General features: G+C 53.7%; 20 protein-coding genes. 2 read left to right on the top strand and 18 right to left on the bottom strand.

Annotated features, from left to right (window positions below):
* Positions 1-122 precede the first annotated feature (122 nt).
* The 18 genes from KW825_RS11360 to KW825_RS11275 form a co-directional block, all read right to left on the bottom strand.
* Positions 123-1,154: a zonular occludens toxin family protein gene (locus KW825_RS11360; RefSeq protein ID WP_218329263.1), complete on the bottom strand. Its 1,032-nt coding sequence runs from the start codon at positions 1,152-1,154 to the stop codon at positions 123-125.
* Positions 1,151-1,420, bottom strand: coding sequence for a DUF2523 domain-containing protein (locus KW825_RS11355; protein WP_218329262.1), 270 nt, complete (start codon positions 1,418-1,420; stop codon positions 1,151-1,153). The genes KW825_RS11360 and KW825_RS11355 overlap by 4 nt, the downstream gene beginning before the upstream one ends.
* Position 1,421: 1 nt before the next feature.
* Positions 1,422-2,741, bottom strand: a complete 1,320-nt coding sequence (locus tag KW825_RS11350) for a virulence factor TspB C-terminal domain-related protein (RefSeq protein ID WP_218329261.1) — start codon at positions 2,739-2,741, stop codon at positions 1,422-1,424.
* Between the two features lie 62 nt (positions 2,742-2,803).
* The gene (locus tag KW825_RS11345; RefSeq protein WP_218329260.1) at positions 2,804-3,124 is read right to left on the bottom strand and encodes a hypothetical protein; all 321 of its coding nucleotides are present in this window, start codon (positions 3,122-3,124) and stop codon (positions 2,804-2,806) included.
* 17 nt (positions 3,125-3,141) lie between these two features.
* Positions 3,142-3,363, bottom strand: coding sequence for a major capsid protein (locus KW825_RS11340; RefSeq protein WP_218329259.1), 222 nt, complete (start codon positions 3,361-3,363; stop codon positions 3,142-3,144).
* Between the two features lie 62 nt (positions 3,364-3,425).
* The gene (locus KW825_RS11335) at positions 3,426-3,716 is read right to left on the bottom strand and encodes a single-stranded DNA-binding protein (RefSeq protein ID WP_218329258.1); all 291 of its coding nucleotides are present in this window, start codon (positions 3,714-3,716) and stop codon (positions 3,426-3,428) included.
* 11 nt (positions 3,717-3,727) lie between these two features.
* On the bottom strand, positions 3,728-4,057 hold the full coding sequence (locus tag KW825_RS11330) for a hypothetical protein (protein ID WP_218329257.1): 330 nt from the start codon (positions 4,055-4,057) through the stop codon (positions 3,728-3,730).
* Positions 4,054-5,199 (bottom strand): phage/plasmid replication protein, encoded by a 1,146-nt coding sequence (locus KW825_RS20565; protein WP_256353837.1) that lies wholly within the window; start codon positions 5,197-5,199, stop codon positions 4,054-4,056. The genes KW825_RS11330 and KW825_RS20565 overlap by 4 nt, the downstream gene beginning before the upstream one ends.
* Before the next feature lie 816 nt (positions 5,200-6,015).
* A complete protein-coding gene (locus tag KW825_RS11320; protein WP_218329263.1) occupies positions 6,016-7,047 on the bottom strand; it encodes a zonular occludens toxin family protein in 1,032 nt (343 codons plus the stop codon).
* Positions 7,044-7,313, bottom strand: coding sequence for a DUF2523 domain-containing protein (locus KW825_RS11315; protein ID WP_218329262.1), 270 nt, complete (start codon positions 7,311-7,313; stop codon positions 7,044-7,046). The genes KW825_RS11320 and KW825_RS11315 overlap by 4 nt, the downstream gene beginning before the upstream one ends.
* Before the next feature lies 1 nt (position 7,314).
* On the bottom strand, positions 7,315-8,634 hold the full coding sequence (locus KW825_RS11310; protein ID WP_218329261.1) for a virulence factor TspB C-terminal domain-related protein: 1,320 nt from the start codon (positions 8,632-8,634) through the stop codon (positions 7,315-7,317).
* Positions 8,635-8,696: 62 nt separating this feature from the next.
* Positions 8,697-9,017: a hypothetical protein gene (locus KW825_RS11305; protein WP_218329260.1), complete on the bottom strand. Its 321-nt coding sequence runs from the start codon at positions 9,015-9,017 to the stop codon at positions 8,697-8,699.
* Between the two features lie 17 nt (positions 9,018-9,034).
* Complete coding sequence (locus KW825_RS11300; RefSeq protein WP_218329259.1) at positions 9,035-9,256, bottom strand: major capsid protein; 222 nt, start codon at positions 9,254-9,256, stop codon at positions 9,035-9,037.
* Positions 9,257-9,318: 62 nt separating this feature from the next.
* Complete coding sequence (locus KW825_RS11295) at positions 9,319-9,609, bottom strand: single-stranded DNA-binding protein (protein WP_218329258.1); 291 nt, start codon at positions 9,607-9,609, stop codon at positions 9,319-9,321.
* Between the two features lie 11 nt (positions 9,610-9,620).
* A complete protein-coding gene (locus tag KW825_RS11290; protein ID WP_218329257.1) occupies positions 9,621-9,950 on the bottom strand; it encodes a hypothetical protein in 330 nt (109 codons plus the stop codon).
* The gene (locus KW825_RS20560; RefSeq protein WP_256353837.1) at positions 9,947-11,092 is read right to left on the bottom strand and encodes a phage/plasmid replication protein; all 1,146 of its coding nucleotides are present in this window, start codon (positions 11,090-11,092) and stop codon (positions 9,947-9,949) included. Before KW825_RS20560 ends, KW825_RS11290 begins: the two co-directional genes overlap by 4 nt.
* Positions 11,093-11,811: 719 nt before the next feature.
* Positions 11,812-13,062, bottom strand: coding sequence for a tyrosine-type recombinase/integrase (locus tag KW825_RS11280; protein WP_218329332.1), 1,251 nt, complete (start codon positions 13,060-13,062; stop codon positions 11,812-11,814).
* A 317-nt stretch (positions 13,063-13,379) separates the two neighbouring features.
* Entirely contained in the window at positions 13,380-13,685 is a 306-nt protein-coding gene (locus KW825_RS11275; RefSeq protein ID WP_042654753.1) for a YebG family protein, read from the bottom strand.
* Positions 13,686-13,958: 273 nt separating this feature from the next.
* On the opposite strand from KW825_RS11275, the gene KW825_RS11270 reads away from it, so the two are divergent.
* Positions 13,959-14,603: a paraquat-inducible protein A gene (locus KW825_RS11270; protein ID WP_218291412.1), complete on the top strand. Its 645-nt coding sequence runs from the start codon at positions 13,959-13,961 to the stop codon at positions 14,601-14,603.
* Positions 14,581-15,189: a paraquat-inducible protein A gene (locus KW825_RS11265; RefSeq protein ID WP_042654755.1), complete on the top strand. Its 609-nt coding sequence runs from the start codon at positions 14,581-14,583 to the stop codon at positions 15,187-15,189. The genes KW825_RS11270 and KW825_RS11265 overlap by 23 nt, the downstream gene beginning before the upstream one ends.
* The last annotated feature ends 19 nt before the right edge of the window (positions 15,190-15,208 follow it).

The following is a 15,208-nucleotide window of genomic DNA, read 5'->3' as shown; positions in this document are numbered from 1 at the left end:
TTAACATAATATACATTATGCGCGGTCACCCAAAGGGTGGAATGCCGGCTTTACAGGCTAATAAAAGATGATGCCGATAAAGCTAGTTATCGGCATCAGGGTTGGCGGTAAGAGATAACGCCTCACGATTCGGTAGCTGGCGGCGGCACAGTGCTCGTGCTTCCGCCCCCCACAGCGCGCGGCTCCGCCGCATCCCTGTATGGGTCGTAAGCCCTGCGCTCAAGGTGCTGCCGACATTGGCCCTCGGTCATATCAACGCGAGTCGACTGCTCGGTATAGCAAACACAGCTAGTGTCACTGGCCATGCAAGCTGTGATGCGTGGCATGGATTTCACCACGCGCAAATTGTCATAAGCCGGCGCCGTTTCGGGTTGGCCATGAATGCGCGGAATGAATTGCTCACGAATATCAACCTCTGGTGCCGGCTGTGCGGCCAACTGCGGAATTTCAGCTGATGACTGGGGGCTTAGATTCAACGCTCCTGGCTGAGGTTGTTGAGACTGTTGAGGGCGACCAGCAGAAGAAGCAGCCTTAGATAACGGATTAGCCAGGATGCCGTAAAGAAACCAGCCAGCAAACGGCAGGATGAGCATTGGAATAATAATGAGCCAGATGGCTTTGGGAAGCCTGAATTTCACCTTCTGATGAACACTGGCGCTCTTGTATAGCCCAAAGGAGCTCTTGGGGTGCTTCCAGCGCAACTTGGTCAGCGCGGTACGCCAAGCAGTATCTGGGTTGGTCTTACACTCACTCCACTCATACACGACAACGCCAAGCGCGGTACGGCGAACGTGAATATGGCGACCAACCAAGCGGCGTACGTTGGAATGAATCAGGTTAGGGTGCTGCGTCATAATCGTGAAATCAAGACCACGATGGCGATGAGTTTCGAGCTCAGCAATCGACGGCGGAATAGCCTTACCAGCAGACTCAGGACGCCAGATGCGTTGAACCTCATCTATGACGATATGAGCCCCTTGAGGTGCCCAGTTGTGCCAGTCCATCGGGTCAGGTGCAGGTTCGTGAGTGATGAGCAAATCCGGAATGCCATCAACGTAAAGCTGCCGACCAGCCTTGGCTTCTGGCTGCAAGATTTGGTCAACGGCATACAGGGTCTTGCCCGCCCCGGGTACGCCAGTAATAAGGGTTATCATTTGATTTGGAACCTCTTAGTGACTTGAAGGGCTAAGCGGGCGGTGATGGCGGCAGCGATAATGCCGAGCGCATCGTTTGCACCCGACATAGCCAGAATGGCGAGAATGTCGGATGGCAATCCCAAGTAAGACGACTTGGCGCTATTTATGAGGGCGCCTACCGCAGCGGAAACAGCGGCGTAGCTAACGATACCGATACCAAGCTGGATAAGTACCCGAGTGATGATTGGGCCGGAAATGGATAATAACCAAGCGGCAATGTTCATATTACTCCCCTCCCCCTGAGCGACCGAAGCCACCAATAATATAAGCAGCAGCGACAAGCGCGAGACCGATAAGCAAAGGCCTGAGCATGGTTACAAAATCACAGGTCGGCTGATAGCTAATAGAAAAACTTTTGCCGTCGAATATATTTACCACTCTAGGTTGTGGGCAATTTGAGTTTGATGAGCCCCACGGGGAATAAGAGGTGTTAACGGGTATTTCTTTTGTTTCCAGCTCTTCCTCTTCAAGCTCCCCCATTTCGGCGCAAGCAATAGACATAGGGTTGTCATCACAAAATTTCGTCTGCTCTTTGGGTGCGGTCGAATTGTTTGCGGGAGTGTCATCGGGTTTGACCGTGGGGTCAGTCATACCTTCCAGCTTAACGGGGCCAATATCAATTCGAACACGAGTTGGCTGGCCAGGTAAAGGTGCAGGGGAAACGTCCATGCGGTCACGCCACCAGTTGCCATCCTTAAAATAAGGGTCGCTCATCCACTCAGAAAATGGTGTGAAGTCAGTGGACTTAATAGGCGTAGGTTGACCAATTAGAGAGGGTATTTTAGTCCAGCCGGAAATAATAAGCGGAATGGGCGGATTTGGAAGCTTATTGAAATCGGCATCGGTTGCAGTCGGGTTTGAATAAGTAAAGGGGGATGATGGCGGCCTGACTACATAAGTGACAGTTCTGGAATAATTGTAAACATAGCCGTTGGTATGAGTGGCGCGACCCGTGAATGTTGTATCAAAAAGCATGTCGCGGCTCGGGTCGGTATATCCTGGCTTTGGAGTTGCACCGGAAACATTCAAATAGTTGAAGGTGTAACCGGGGCCCATCATATAGGTTTTGATGTTGTTATAGCTCATTTGCATGCAGGCGGAATATGCCAGCGGGGCAAGATGGGTTCTGATGTTATTGCCTGTGTCAACGTAATTACAGCCGAGGGAATCCATTTCATCAGGAACAACAACGGTCGGAGTGCCGATGCAAAACGAAACATCACAAGGCTTAATATCGGTTGCAGTGGCCCACTGGTAAACGTCATAGGCAGCAGCAGCAAGCGCGACAGGGCCAGCAAGACGAGCTGCCCCACGAAGCATGGCGCCAGCGGCAGCGGTATCGGCAGCCATAGCGACAGGGAGATTCTTAGTCGTGCCATATACGGAAACCTGAGCGGTGGTGCGTACAAAGCCTTGGGTATCCATCACACCAGCAGTTGTCCAGACGCCATTGGATTGTTTCACGCCTTCAATGACCATATCGGTATAAGCGGCGCTGGAAATAAACGAGAAGGAAAGTGTTACCAGAAATATAAGGTATTTCATGTTACCTCCCCGTGTAGAGAATAAGGAATGTACCGAGGATGCCAACGGCAACCAATATCGCGTCAATAGTCATCGCCACCACCTGTATGCATGGAAGAGCGCAAGAGCCGATAACCATAGGCAAGCGTCCAGGCTGAAATGATGGCGGTGCAAATGACGATGGTTTGCGGGAGAGTGATGAGCTGACAATCGACAAGCTCAGGGGTCATGATGGTTGTGAAACCAGTGCTGGTAACGGTCTTGAGGGTTGCGCCATCAACGACCGTGTAAAAAGAAACGGGAGCCCCATCAGATGAGACCCCCGCCCCCGACATGTCAGAGGCCATAGCTGACAAGAGGGATTCAGGGGTGCCGTAGCAAAGCGCCTTGTACTGATACGACATGACAGCACCCCCTTGCCTCAAAACGCCTTGCGGATGAGCTTGTAACCCATGATGGAGGCGTACACGCCGAGTACGATGACGCCAACAGACCCGACAGCAGCGGCGACCAAGGCCAGAACGGCCAGGGCGTCGGTGATGTCGAATTCAGCGAAGGCTGGGACGGCCAAACCGGCAGCAGTAGCGCCAGCGGTGATTTTGAACAGCAGTTTTTGAGCGGTAGTCGGTTGTTGATTTTGCATGGTGATTCTCCTTTCGTTGGGTTGGCTTCCTGCCCTTCACCTTGAGCAAGCAGCGGGGTAAATCAGGCGACGCGGGTTGCGGGCTGACCGGCTGCAATGGGCAGCAGAACGAGCTGACCAGAGAGCGACAGGGCGCCGAAGCGGTCGACAAAGAAACTGGATTCGTCGAGCTTGTACATGCCGGGCGCAAAGGCGGTTGCGCCATCGGCGAGGTTGAACTCGAAGCGAACGGGATATTTGGCCCCTTCAGTGAAAAGGAAGCCTTCCTGCTTATGGATGGAATACGGCTTTTGGGTGCGCTGACTGGTACCGGATTTCACTGTTACTTTGTCAGATACGATTTCGATTTTCATGTGTGAGTACCTTATTGGCGGAGTTCAACGGACGAGCCGTCGGGGTGTATTACGAACAGGTCGGCGACTTGTTCGCGAATTGAATTAACGAAGGAGTAGCAGCCCCAAGCATCTTCGAAGCGGCGAGTTTTAGTTTCGGCTTCGAAGGTTTCCCACTGGACTATATATTTCATCTGCTCAAGAGCCTTGCGGGAGTCAACGCAAGATTTACGAGCGCAGTTGTTATAAAAAGGTCCGTCACAAACATAAATGCGCAAGTGGCAGTGCTCGCAATAATCCTTGAGGAAGGCGTGGGCGGTCGTCATGGCCTGACCGATATAGCCATTAACGGCGGTTATCATGCTACAGCCCTCAGAGTTTGCGGCATTACGTACCAGCTAGGAGGATTGGCGATATTCGATTTCACCTCACGGGAAGCGGTGACGTATACCGGACTGAATTTCGAGATATTGCATTTGGTGGCAATATCGATACCAATTTGACGAAGGCGGGCGCGATGCTGTTTAACTTGTCGCTTATTGGGGTCGAAGTTCTGGCCGTGCATCCATTGAAGGGCATACATGGCAGTGGTGTTTGCGGCACGGGTGGTATCCACGATGCCCAGCGCAATAAGACGCTCAGAGATAGTTTCAAAGTCCATGGCGGTCACACTCAGCTTTTTGTCAAGGTTTACGAAGTCGTCCATCAATGAATTAAGGGGGTCGAATTTATGGAAGCCCCAATATTGCATGTCGTTGCGTTGAAGGTATTTGCTTTTAAGTTTGAGTTCGAAGCGGACAATCCCAGCGTCACGGCAATAGCCAATCAATGTTTGAATGTGGCGCATTTCGTCAGAATCATCGCCAAAGTTACGGGCAATTTTACCGAGGGAATGCAATTCAAGTTCATACGCCTTGTTATAAACGGTTGGGTAGATAAGGGCGGCGTTACCCAGCTTTGACAGCCAATCTACTGAATTGCCATCTGTATGAAGTCGAGGAATAGAGTTGCGATAGCGAAGAGTGGAAAGGCCGCAAATATAATCGCGCTCATTGCCAGCGCCGAGAGATATATTTTCAGTGATGTGTAACTCTCGAATAATTGCACCATCTGACACCTCGAATGGAGTTGGGTTTGAATTAGTGGCCTGACTGGTGAATACCTGAGTGCATTTAGTGAACTGGGGTATTTGGTCACAGTGACCATAAATATCGCGGAGAATATCGTTGTAAACGGCGACACAGGCATCCAGTGAACGATGGCCCCAGAGGTTATCGAGCCTGCCCCAGCGGGACGGGTTGCCAGACATGCGAATGGATGAACCGTTCACCTTAATCAGCACGCTGTCACAGAACGAGCCCTTGTGCGAAAAAGCAGGTGCGCAGAGCGCGCCGGTTTCGACCACCTCCCCCTCCTCTATCACCAAGCGGGCGTAGGCGTTGCCATCCAGAAGTGGAAGCTGAAACCCGAAATCCTGTTCTATGGTTAGCCAGTCGAGGAACATCTGATTTTCTCAGAAATTAGATAATGGCGTAATCTTGGAATCTAAGTTCTGATAAGTCAAGAAAGATGAGTTCTTAGATTCAAATTCGTTAGAATAAAGAGGTGATGTACTGAAAAGGTGATAGAAATGCCTACCAAACACATTGATGACGCGACATGGAGGAAAGTGGAATCCGAGACAGTGAAGGCTGTCACGACCACTCGAGCCGCGTTAAAGGATACGGAGGTTCTTAAGATATTGATTTTGAAGGGATTGCAGAACGTATCAGAAGAGGATTACACCGAGTATCTGAAGAAGAAGAAGCGGTTGTAGTGCGGGTTTCCGCACCAAAGTCCGAGTGTTACTGGCCCTCGGACTCAGACCAGCAAAAAGACCCTGCCCCAGCGGCGGGGTTTTTTACGACCAAAAAACGCTGCCGTGAGTGCCGCTTGTCTTCGACAGGTGAATCTCGCTGCTGGACGCACTATCGGGGAAGCAAAGACCGGTTTGGCAGAGGAAGGGGGCTCAAGGGCTCACAGAGGCACCACAAAGACGTTTCGGCGGGCCTGCCTACGTCACGACAATGGCCATCAATGGGCCGCCTTGTATGGCTGCGCCATGGGGCCGAGGCCGACGCACAATGCGGGTTATATTAAACATCCCTGCGGGAGCCCCCTGCCCCCTTCGGGATTGTTGCAGGGGGCCGAGTCTTCAACATAACCACAGGACATTATGCGCGGTCACCCAAAGGGTGGAATGCCGGCTTTACAGGCTAATAAAAGATGATGCCGATAAAGCTAGTTATCGGCATCAGGGTTGGCGGTAAGAGATAACGCCTCACGATTCGGTAGCTGGCGGCGGCACAGTGCTCGTGCTTCCGCCCCCCACAGCGCGCGGCTCCGCCGCATCCCTGTATGGGTCGTAAGCCCTGCGCTCAAGGTGCTGCCGACATTGGCCCTCGGTCATATCAACGCGAGTCGACTGCTCGGTATAGCAAACACAGCTAGTGTCACTGGCCATGCAAGCTGTGATGCGTGGCATGGATTTCACCACGCGCAAATTGTCATAAGCCGGCGCCGTTTCGGGTTGGCCATGAATGCGCGGAATGAATTGCTCACGAATATCAACCTCTGGTGCCGGCTGTGCGGCCAACTGCGGAATTTCAGCTGATGACTGGGGGCTTAGATTCAACGCTCCTGGCTGAGGTTGTTGAGACTGTTGAGGGCGACCAGCAGAAGAAGCAGCCTTAGATAACGGATTAGCCAGGATGCCGTAAAGAAACCAGCCAGCAAACGGCAGGATGAGCATTGGAATAATAATGAGCCAGATGGCTTTGGGAAGCCTGAATTTCACCTTCTGATGAACACTGGCGCTCTTGTATAGCCCAAAGGAGCTCTTGGGGTGCTTCCAGCGCAACTTGGTCAGCGCGGTACGCCAAGCAGTATCTGGGTTGGTCTTACACTCACTCCACTCATACACGACAACGCCAAGCGCGGTACGGCGAACGTGAATATGGCGACCAACCAAGCGGCGTACGTTGGAATGAATCAGGTTAGGGTGCTGCGTCATAATCGTGAAATCAAGACCACGATGGCGATGAGTTTCGAGCTCAGCAATCGACGGCGGAATAGCCTTACCAGCAGACTCAGGACGCCAGATGCGTTGAACCTCATCTATGACGATATGAGCCCCTTGAGGTGCCCAGTTGTGCCAGTCCATCGGGTCAGGTGCAGGTTCGTGAGTGATGAGCAAATCCGGAATGCCATCAACGTAAAGCTGCCGACCAGCCTTGGCTTCTGGCTGCAAGATTTGGTCAACGGCATACAGGGTCTTGCCCGCCCCGGGTACGCCAGTAATAAGGGTTATCATTTGATTTGGAACCTCTTAGTGACTTGAAGGGCTAAGCGGGCGGTGATGGCGGCAGCGATAATGCCGAGCGCATCGTTTGCACCCGACATAGCCAGAATGGCGAGAATGTCGGATGGCAATCCCAAGTAAGACGACTTGGCGCTATTTATGAGGGCGCCTACCGCAGCGGAAACAGCGGCGTAGCTAACGATACCGATACCAAGCTGGATAAGTACCCGAGTGATGATTGGGCCGGAAATGGATAATAACCAAGCGGCAATGTTCATATTACTCCCCTCCCCCTGAGCGACCGAAGCCACCAATAATATAAGCAGCAGCGACAAGCGCGAGACCGATAAGCAAAGGCCTGAGCATGGTTACAAAATCACAGGTCGGCTGATAGCTAATAGAAAAACTTTTGCCGTCGAATATATTTACCACTCTAGGTTGTGGGCAATTTGAGTTTGATGAGCCCCACGGGGAATAAGAGGTGTTAACGGGTATTTCTTTTGTTTCCAGCTCTTCCTCTTCAAGCTCCCCCATTTCGGCGCAAGCAATAGACATAGGGTTGTCATCACAAAATTTCGTCTGCTCTTTGGGTGCGGTCGAATTGTTTGCGGGAGTGTCATCGGGTTTGACCGTGGGGTCAGTCATACCTTCCAGCTTAACGGGGCCAATATCAATTCGAACACGAGTTGGCTGGCCAGGTAAAGGTGCAGGGGAAACGTCCATGCGGTCACGCCACCAGTTGCCATCCTTAAAATAAGGGTCGCTCATCCACTCAGAAAATGGTGTGAAGTCAGTGGACTTAATAGGCGTAGGTTGACCAATTAGAGAGGGTATTTTAGTCCAGCCGGAAATAATAAGCGGAATGGGCGGATTTGGAAGCTTATTGAAATCGGCATCGGTTGCAGTCGGGTTTGAATAAGTAAAGGGGGATGATGGCGGCCTGACTACATAAGTGACAGTTCTGGAATAATTGTAAACATAGCCGTTGGTATGAGTGGCGCGACCCGTGAATGTTGTATCAAAAAGCATGTCGCGGCTCGGGTCGGTATATCCTGGCTTTGGAGTTGCACCGGAAACATTCAAATAGTTGAAGGTGTAACCGGGGCCCATCATATAGGTTTTGATGTTGTTATAGCTCATTTGCATGCAGGCGGAATATGCCAGCGGGGCAAGATGGGTTCTGATGTTATTGCCTGTGTCAACGTAATTACAGCCGAGGGAATCCATTTCATCAGGAACAACAACGGTCGGAGTGCCGATGCAAAACGAAACATCACAAGGCTTAATATCGGTTGCAGTGGCCCACTGGTAAACGTCATAGGCAGCAGCAGCAAGCGCGACAGGGCCAGCAAGACGAGCTGCCCCACGAAGCATGGCGCCAGCGGCAGCGGTATCGGCAGCCATAGCGACAGGGAGATTCTTAGTCGTGCCATATACGGAAACCTGAGCGGTGGTGCGTACAAAGCCTTGGGTATCCATCACACCAGCAGTTGTCCAGACGCCATTGGATTGTTTCACGCCTTCAATGACCATATCGGTATAAGCGGCGCTGGAAATAAACGAGAAGGAAAGTGTTACCAGAAATATAAGGTATTTCATGTTACCTCCCCGTGTAGAGAATAAGGAATGTACCGAGGATGCCAACGGCAACCAATATCGCGTCAATAGTCATCGCCACCACCTGTATGCATGGAAGAGCGCAAGAGCCGATAACCATAGGCAAGCGTCCAGGCTGAAATGATGGCGGTGCAAATGACGATGGTTTGCGGGAGAGTGATGAGCTGACAATCGACAAGCTCAGGGGTCATGATGGTTGTGAAACCAGTGCTGGTAACGGTCTTGAGGGTTGCGCCATCAACGACCGTGTAAAAAGAAACGGGAGCCCCATCAGATGAGACCCCCGCCCCCGACATGTCAGAGGCCATAGCTGACAAGAGGGATTCAGGGGTGCCGTAGCAAAGCGCCTTGTACTGATACGACATGACAGCACCCCCTTGCCTCAAAACGCCTTGCGGATGAGCTTGTAACCCATGATGGAGGCGTACACGCCGAGTACGATGACGCCAACAGACCCGACAGCAGCGGCGACCAAGGCCAGAACGGCCAGGGCGTCGGTGATGTCGAATTCAGCGAAGGCTGGGACGGCCAAACCGGCAGCAGTAGCGCCAGCGGTGATTTTGAACAGCAGTTTTTGAGCGGTAGTCGGTTGTTGATTTTGCATGGTGATTCTCCTTTCGTTGGGTTGGCTTCCTGCCCTTCACCTTGAGCAAGCAGCGGGGTAAATCAGGCGACGCGGGTTGCGGGCTGACCGGCTGCAATGGGCAGCAGAACGAGCTGACCAGAGAGCGACAGGGCGCCGAAGCGGTCGACAAAGAAACTGGATTCGTCGAGCTTGTACATGCCGGGCGCAAAGGCGGTTGCGCCATCGGCGAGGTTGAACTCGAAGCGAACGGGATATTTGGCCCCTTCAGTGAAAAGGAAGCCTTCCTGCTTATGGATGGAATACGGCTTTTGGGTGCGCTGACTGGTACCGGATTTCACTGTTACTTTGTCAGATACGATTTCGATTTTCATGTGTGAGTACCTTATTGGCGGAGTTCAACGGACGAGCCGTCGGGGTGTATTACGAACAGGTCGGCGACTTGTTCGCGAATTGAATTAACGAAGGAGTAGCAGCCCCAAGCATCTTCGAAGCGGCGAGTTTTAGTTTCGGCTTCGAAGGTTTCCCACTGGACTATATATTTCATCTGCTCAAGAGCCTTGCGGGAGTCAACGCAAGATTTACGAGCGCAGTTGTTATAAAAAGGTCCGTCACAAACATAAATGCGCAAGTGGCAGTGCTCGCAATAATCCTTGAGGAAGGCGTGGGCGGTCGTCATGGCCTGACCGATATAGCCATTAACGGCGGTTATCATGCTACAGCCCTCAGAGTTTGCGGCATTACGTACCAGCTAGGAGGATTGGCGATATTCGATTTCACCTCACGGGAAGCGGTGACGTATACCGGACTGAATTTCGAGATATTGCATTTGGTGGCAATATCGATACCAATTTGACGAAGGCGGGCGCGATGCTGTTTAACTTGTCGCTTATTGGGGTCGAAGTTCTGGCCGTGCATCCATTGAAGGGCATACATGGCAGTGGTGTTTGCGGCACGGGTGGTATCCACGATGCCCAGCGCAATAAGACGCTCAGAGATAGTTTCAAAGTCCATGGCGGTCACACTCAGCTTTTTGTCAAGGTTTACGAAGTCGTCCATCAATGAATTAAGGGGGTCGAATTTATGGAAGCCCCAATATTGCATGTCGTTGCGTTGAAGGTATTTGCTTTTAAGTTTGAGTTCGAAGCGGACAATCCCAGCGTCACGGCAATAGCCAATCAATGTTTGAATGTGGCGCATTTCGTCAGAATCATCGCCAAAGTTACGGGCAATTTTACCGAGGGAATGCAATTCAAGTTCATACGCCTTGTTATAAACGGTTGGGTAGATAAGGGCGGCGTTACCCAGCTTTGACAGCCAATCTACTGAATTGCCATCTGTATGAAGTCGAGGAATAGAGTTGCGATAGCGAAGAGTGGAAAGGCCGCAAATATAATCGCGCTCATTGCCAGCGCCGAGAGATATATTTTCAGTGATGTGTAACTCTCGAATAATTGCACCATCTGACACCTCGAATGGAGTTGGGTTTGAATTAGTGGCCTGACTGGTGAATACCTGAGTGCATTTAGTGAACTGGGGTATTTGGTCACAGTGACCATAAATATCGCGGAGAATATCGTTGTAAACGGCGACACAGGCATCCAGTGAACGATGGCCCCAGAGGTTATCGAGCCTGCCCCAGCGGGACGGGTTGCCAGACATGCGAATGGATGAACCGTTCACCTTAATCAGCACGCTGTCACAGAACGAGCCCTTGTGCGAAAAAGCAGGTGCGCAGAGCGCGCCGGTTTCGACCACCTCCCCCTCCTCTATCACCAAGCGGGCGTAGGCGTTGCCATCCAGAAGTGGAAGCTGAAACCCGAAATCCTGTTCTATGGTTAGCCAGTCGAGGAACATCTGATTTTCTCAGAAATTAGATAATGGCGTAATCTTGGAATCTAAGTTCTGATAAGTCAAGAAAGATGAGTTCTTAGATTCAAATTCGTTAGAATAAAGAGGTGATGTACTGAAAAGGTGATAGAAATGCCTACCAAACACATTGATGACGCGACATGGAGGAAAGTGGAATCCGAGACAGTGAAGGCTGTCACGACCACTCGAGCCGCGTTAAAGGATACGGAGGTTCTTAAGATATTGATTTTGAAGGGATTGCAGAACGTATCAGAAGAGGATTACACCGAGTATCTGAAGAAGAAGAAGCGGTTGTAGTGCGGGTTTCCGCACCAAAGTCCGAGTGTTACTGGCCCTCGGACTCAGACCAGCAAAAAGACCCTGCCCCAGCGGCGGGGTTTTTTACGACCAAAAAACGCTGCCGTGAGTGCCGCTTGTCTTCGACAGGTGAATCTCGCTGCTGGACGCACTATCGGGGAAGCAAAGACCGGTTTGGCAGAGGAAGGGGGCTCAAGGGCTCACAGAGGCACCACAAAGACGTTTCGGCGGGCCTGCCTACGTCACGACAATGGCCATCAATGGGCCGCCTTGTATGGCTGCGCCATGGGGCCGAGGCCGACGCACAATGCGGGTTATATTAAACATCCCTGCGGGAGCCCCCTGCCCCCTTCGGGATTGTTGCAGGGGGCCGAGTCTTCAACATAACCACAGGACATTATGCGCGGTTATTCATGCAGACGATCCAGCGGTTTATGGTTGGCGCTTTCGTGGCGCTCGCTGTTGCCGGTGTGCAGATACTTGGAGGTGGTGTCGATGCTGTCGTGTCCCGCATCTGCTTGGACGTGGGACAGCGGCCGGCCATGCAAGTTGATGTCGTGGGTGATGCCGGTATGGCGGATGGAGTGTGGCGTCAGCTGGCGCATCTCGGCCGCATCTTGGGGAAAGCCGTCCAGCTCTGCCAGGTTGGCCGCTTGCTCCAGTACCGTCATCACCAGATCCCGCAGTTGGCGGATCCCGAGGTTGGCATTCAGCTCACCTTGCTCCCGGCCGTGGGCTGCCGCCTTGTGGCGGACGAAGAGCGGTGTCTGTTCGTTGGGCGCAGGCAGCGGCGAGAGCCCCAGAAAGGTGCGGTAGCGTTTGAGTGCCTCCAGCAAGGCCTGGGATACGGCCACGGTGCGCCGCTTGCCGCCCTTGCTGCGTGGAATGTAATAGCCCCAGACACCCGTCTTGCTGTCTCGGCGAAACTGGCTCATAACCGGGCTGAAGCCGGGTCTGGCCGCCACCTCAGAGATACGCAGATAGCAGGCATACATCAGGCTGATGAGGAACCGACTGCGCTCGTGCTGGGCCGGGCATTCGTCCGCCAGCTGTTCGGTGGCCTGCATCACATAGGACCACTGCAATTCGGTAAAAGACTGGCCCTGATCGTCGGCATCCTGGCTGACGGGCCGTTTCACCCGCTGCAACAAGAGCGCCGGATTGCGGTCCATGTACTCTTCCTGGATCAGGAACTGGAAGAAGGCCGACAAGATGGCGAGCTTGGTCTTCATCGCCTGCTCGCTTAGGCGGTATGGCAGCTCCAGGCCCAGCTCCCGTTTGCCCAGGAATGGCCGCCACTGGGGGTTGGGCAGTCGCTCACCCCACTCCTTGTCGAGCAGGAACTGGGCCACGTTACGATATGCGATCAGCGCCTGCGGCGGTGCCTGGCAGTAGTCGAGATAGCGCATCATGATGCGCCTGGTGAGATCCTTCGGGCTGATGGCCACCTCGCTGAAGCACCAATGCAGGAAGGTGGTCAGCTCGCTGCGATAGGTCTTGTAGTTGTTCTCGCTATGGCGCTGCTCCAGCAGCCAGTCGACGGCCAGCTCATAGACCAGGCCGGCGTCGGGCACGCCGCCCAGGCTGAGATTGGCCAGATACTGGTTAACCTGGGGGTTGCCCGCCTCCAGATGGAGCAAGTTGTCGAACAGCGGCATGGCGGGCGGAAGTGACGGATGGATCATGGTAGCGCTTGTGGTTCTTGTGGACTGAAGTGAGATTGGGGGCCGCTCGACCCTGATGCCGATAAATGGGGTTATCGGCATCAGGGTCGGCTGGACTGCTCTGGCATAGACTGCCGGTCGGTCGCGTTAGTGTCTCAGGCTGCGGCGCAACATGACATTATTCAATGGATATGCACCCTGGTTGGAAATTTCCCCGGGTGAATATCGATAAAAATGACTGTGAATTCTAAGTTTATGAATAGACAAGGTGCGGATCTGAGTTGTCAGGAGATCACCCCGCCCTCCTCGCCTCAGGCCACACTCTTGAGGGATTTTCCCTTGGGCTTCTCGACGTCCACCTTCTCTTCCTTGGGGCTGATCCCCTGCCCCTTGCCACCGCGCAGCACGTTTTGCAGCAGATCCCGCTGCTCGGCCAGGTAAAAGGCCAGGCTCTCCTGCTGCTCGGGCGTCAGCTGGACGGGGGCCCCGGCCAGCAGCGTCATCAATTCATCGGCGGTATCCAGCAGCTTGTCATAGGCATCCGCCTCTTTCTTGCTGGCAAAGGTCATCTTCTCCACTCCCCCACGCACGACAACATACTTGATCTCAACGGCCATAGTGGCGTCCTCCTCATGATAGTGAGTATAAGTATATGTACGTATATACAGCATTGCAAATAACGCCATGAGCCGATGCTTCGGGATGCTGAGATCCCATCGTGACTGGGCCGCAGCCTTCTTCTGTACGGCGCTGTTGGGTGGATGCCATGTCCCCTTCCCCTGGCAGCTGGCCGGCGAGCCGCTCTTCTTATGGCCGCCGACCTGCCCCAAACAAGACAGGAGAGCACTTTTAGGGTAAATTTCATCAATTCCTTCAACAGGTTGAATCGTATGTCGGATCCCCATTCCGTGCTCGTCTGCCCGGCCTGCGACTTGCTGATCGAACGCAAGTTGCTGCCGCTGCGCCGGCATGCCCATTGTCCCCGCTGTCATCAGCACCTCTACGGGCGCTATGCCTTTCGCCCTTCCCAGCTGATGGCACTCACCATCACCGGCTTTTTGTTGTTGCCTTCCGCCTTCTTTGAGCCGTTGATCTACCTGCGCCTGGCCGGGGTCAACTCCGATGCCAACCTGCTCAAGGGCATCATGGTATTGCTGGATGAGAGCGAGTTCTGGGTGGCGGCTCTGGTGCTCTGGTGCGCCGCGCTGGCGCCGACCGGCTTGCTGCTGGGGATCTTTGCGCTCGCCTCCGGTCTCGCCAAACGCTGGGGCATACTGGCCCTGACCCTCAAGATGGTGGAGGTGTTCCGCCATTGGGCCATGCTGGAGGTCTACATCGTCAGCCTGCTGGTCGCGCTGTTCAAGCTCATCGACATCGCCGATGTGCGCTTGGGGGGCGGCCTGCTGAGCCTCGGGATCCTGATGCTGCTCAACATGACGCTGCTGATCCTGTTTGACCCCGCCCCCTACTGGGAGCGGATACCCTTGCAAGCAGCCTCGCAGGAGCAAAACCATGATCCCGACCAGCGCCCGTGAGCTGGGGCTGTGCCGTTGCCACACCTGCGGCCTGCTGGTGCGCTATCAGCCTTCGCTGAGTTGCCCCCGCTGCCACAGCCCCTTGCAGATGCGCATCCCCCATTCGCTGGCCTGGTCATGGGGCTTGCTGGCGCTGGCCACCTTCATGCTGCTGCCCGCCAATCTGCTGCCCATCACCCATTTCTACAACAAGGGATTGCTGCAGTCCGATACCATCTTCAGCGGTATCATGGCGCTCTATCGCAGCAAGATGTCGGGCATCGCCACCATAGTGCTGACCGCGAGTATCATAGTCCCCATTGGCAAGATTCTGGGGTTGGGCTGGATCTGCTGGCAGTTGCAGCGGGCCAAGCCGGTGCGGCGCAAGCGCCAGCTCATCATGTATCGCATCATCGATTTCATCGGGCGCTGGTCCATGCTGGATCTGTTCGTCATCTCGCTGATGGTGGCCCTGGTGGATCGCGGCGTGTTGCTCAACGTGCGAGCGGGCCCCGGGGCCACCGCCTTCGCCGGCGTGGTGGTGCTCACCATGATGTCGGCCCGCATGCTCGACACCCGCCTGTTATGGGACAAGGCGTCCCGCTAATGCTTTTTTCGTCTGTATC

Origin of the sequence: Aeromonas sp. sif2433 (assembly GCF_019218705.1) — a bacterium.
GTDB lineage: Bacteria > Pseudomonadota > Gammaproteobacteria > Enterobacterales > Aeromonadaceae > Aeromonas > Aeromonas encheleia.
Note: the sequence above shows the minus strand (reverse complement) of the source record. Positions and strands in the feature narration are given on the sequence as shown.

Bases quoted from the DNA above. Each gene is read 5' to 3' on its own strand.
- KW825_RS11360 (WP_218329263.1), bottom strand. From the start codon at position 1,154: ATGATAACCCTTATTACTGGCGTACCCGGGGCGGGCAAGACCCTGTAT.
- KW825_RS11355 (WP_218329262.1), bottom strand. From the start codon at position 1,420: ATGAACATTGCCGCTTGGTTATTATCCATTTCCGGCCCAATCATCACT.
- KW825_RS11350 (WP_218329261.1), bottom strand. From the start codon at position 2,741: ATGAAATACCTTATATTTCTGGTAACACTTTCCTTCTCGTTTATTTCC.
- KW825_RS11345 (WP_218329260.1), bottom strand. From the start codon at position 3,124: ATGTCGTATCAGTACAAGGCGCTTTGCTACGGCACCCCTGAATCCCTC.
- KW825_RS11340 (WP_218329259.1), bottom strand. From the start codon at position 3,363: ATGCAAAATCAACAACCGACTACCGCTCAAAAACTGCTGTTCAAAATC.
- KW825_RS11335 (WP_218329258.1), bottom strand. From the start codon at position 3,716: ATGAAAATCGAAATCGTATCTGACAAAGTAACAGTGAAATCCGGTACC.
- KW825_RS11330 (WP_218329257.1), bottom strand. From the start codon at position 4,057: ATGATAACCGCCGTTAATGGCTATATCGGTCAGGCCATGACGACCGCC.
- KW825_RS20565 (WP_256353837.1), bottom strand. From the start codon at position 5,199: ATGTTCCTCGACTGGCTAACCATAGAACAGGATTTCGGGTTTCAGCTT.
- KW825_RS11320 (WP_218329263.1), bottom strand. From the start codon at position 7,047: ATGATAACCCTTATTACTGGCGTACCCGGGGCGGGCAAGACCCTGTAT.
- KW825_RS11315 (WP_218329262.1), bottom strand. From the start codon at position 7,313: ATGAACATTGCCGCTTGGTTATTATCCATTTCCGGCCCAATCATCACT.
- KW825_RS11310 (WP_218329261.1), bottom strand. From the start codon at position 8,634: ATGAAATACCTTATATTTCTGGTAACACTTTCCTTCTCGTTTATTTCC.
- KW825_RS11305 (WP_218329260.1), bottom strand. From the start codon at position 9,017: ATGTCGTATCAGTACAAGGCGCTTTGCTACGGCACCCCTGAATCCCTC.
- KW825_RS11300 (WP_218329259.1), bottom strand. From the start codon at position 9,256: ATGCAAAATCAACAACCGACTACCGCTCAAAAACTGCTGTTCAAAATC.
- KW825_RS11295 (WP_218329258.1), bottom strand. From the start codon at position 9,609: ATGAAAATCGAAATCGTATCTGACAAAGTAACAGTGAAATCCGGTACC.
- KW825_RS11290 (WP_218329257.1), bottom strand. From the start codon at position 9,950: ATGATAACCGCCGTTAATGGCTATATCGGTCAGGCCATGACGACCGCC.
- KW825_RS20560 (WP_256353837.1), bottom strand. From the start codon at position 11,092: ATGTTCCTCGACTGGCTAACCATAGAACAGGATTTCGGGTTTCAGCTT.
- KW825_RS11280 (WP_218329332.1), bottom strand. From the start codon at position 13,062: ATGCCGCTGTTCGACAACTTGCTCCATCTGGAGGCGGGCAACCCCCAG.
- KW825_RS11275 (WP_042654753.1), bottom strand. From the start codon at position 13,685: ATGGCCGTTGAGATCAAGTATGTTGTCGTGCGTGGGGGAGTGGAGAAG.
- KW825_RS11270 (WP_218291412.1), top strand. From the start codon at position 13,959: ATGTCGGATCCCCATTCCGTGCTCGTCTGCCCGGCCTGCGACTTGCTG.
- KW825_RS11265 (WP_042654755.1), top strand. From the start codon at position 14,581: ATGATCCCGACCAGCGCCCGTGAGCTGGGGCTGTGCCGTTGCCACACC.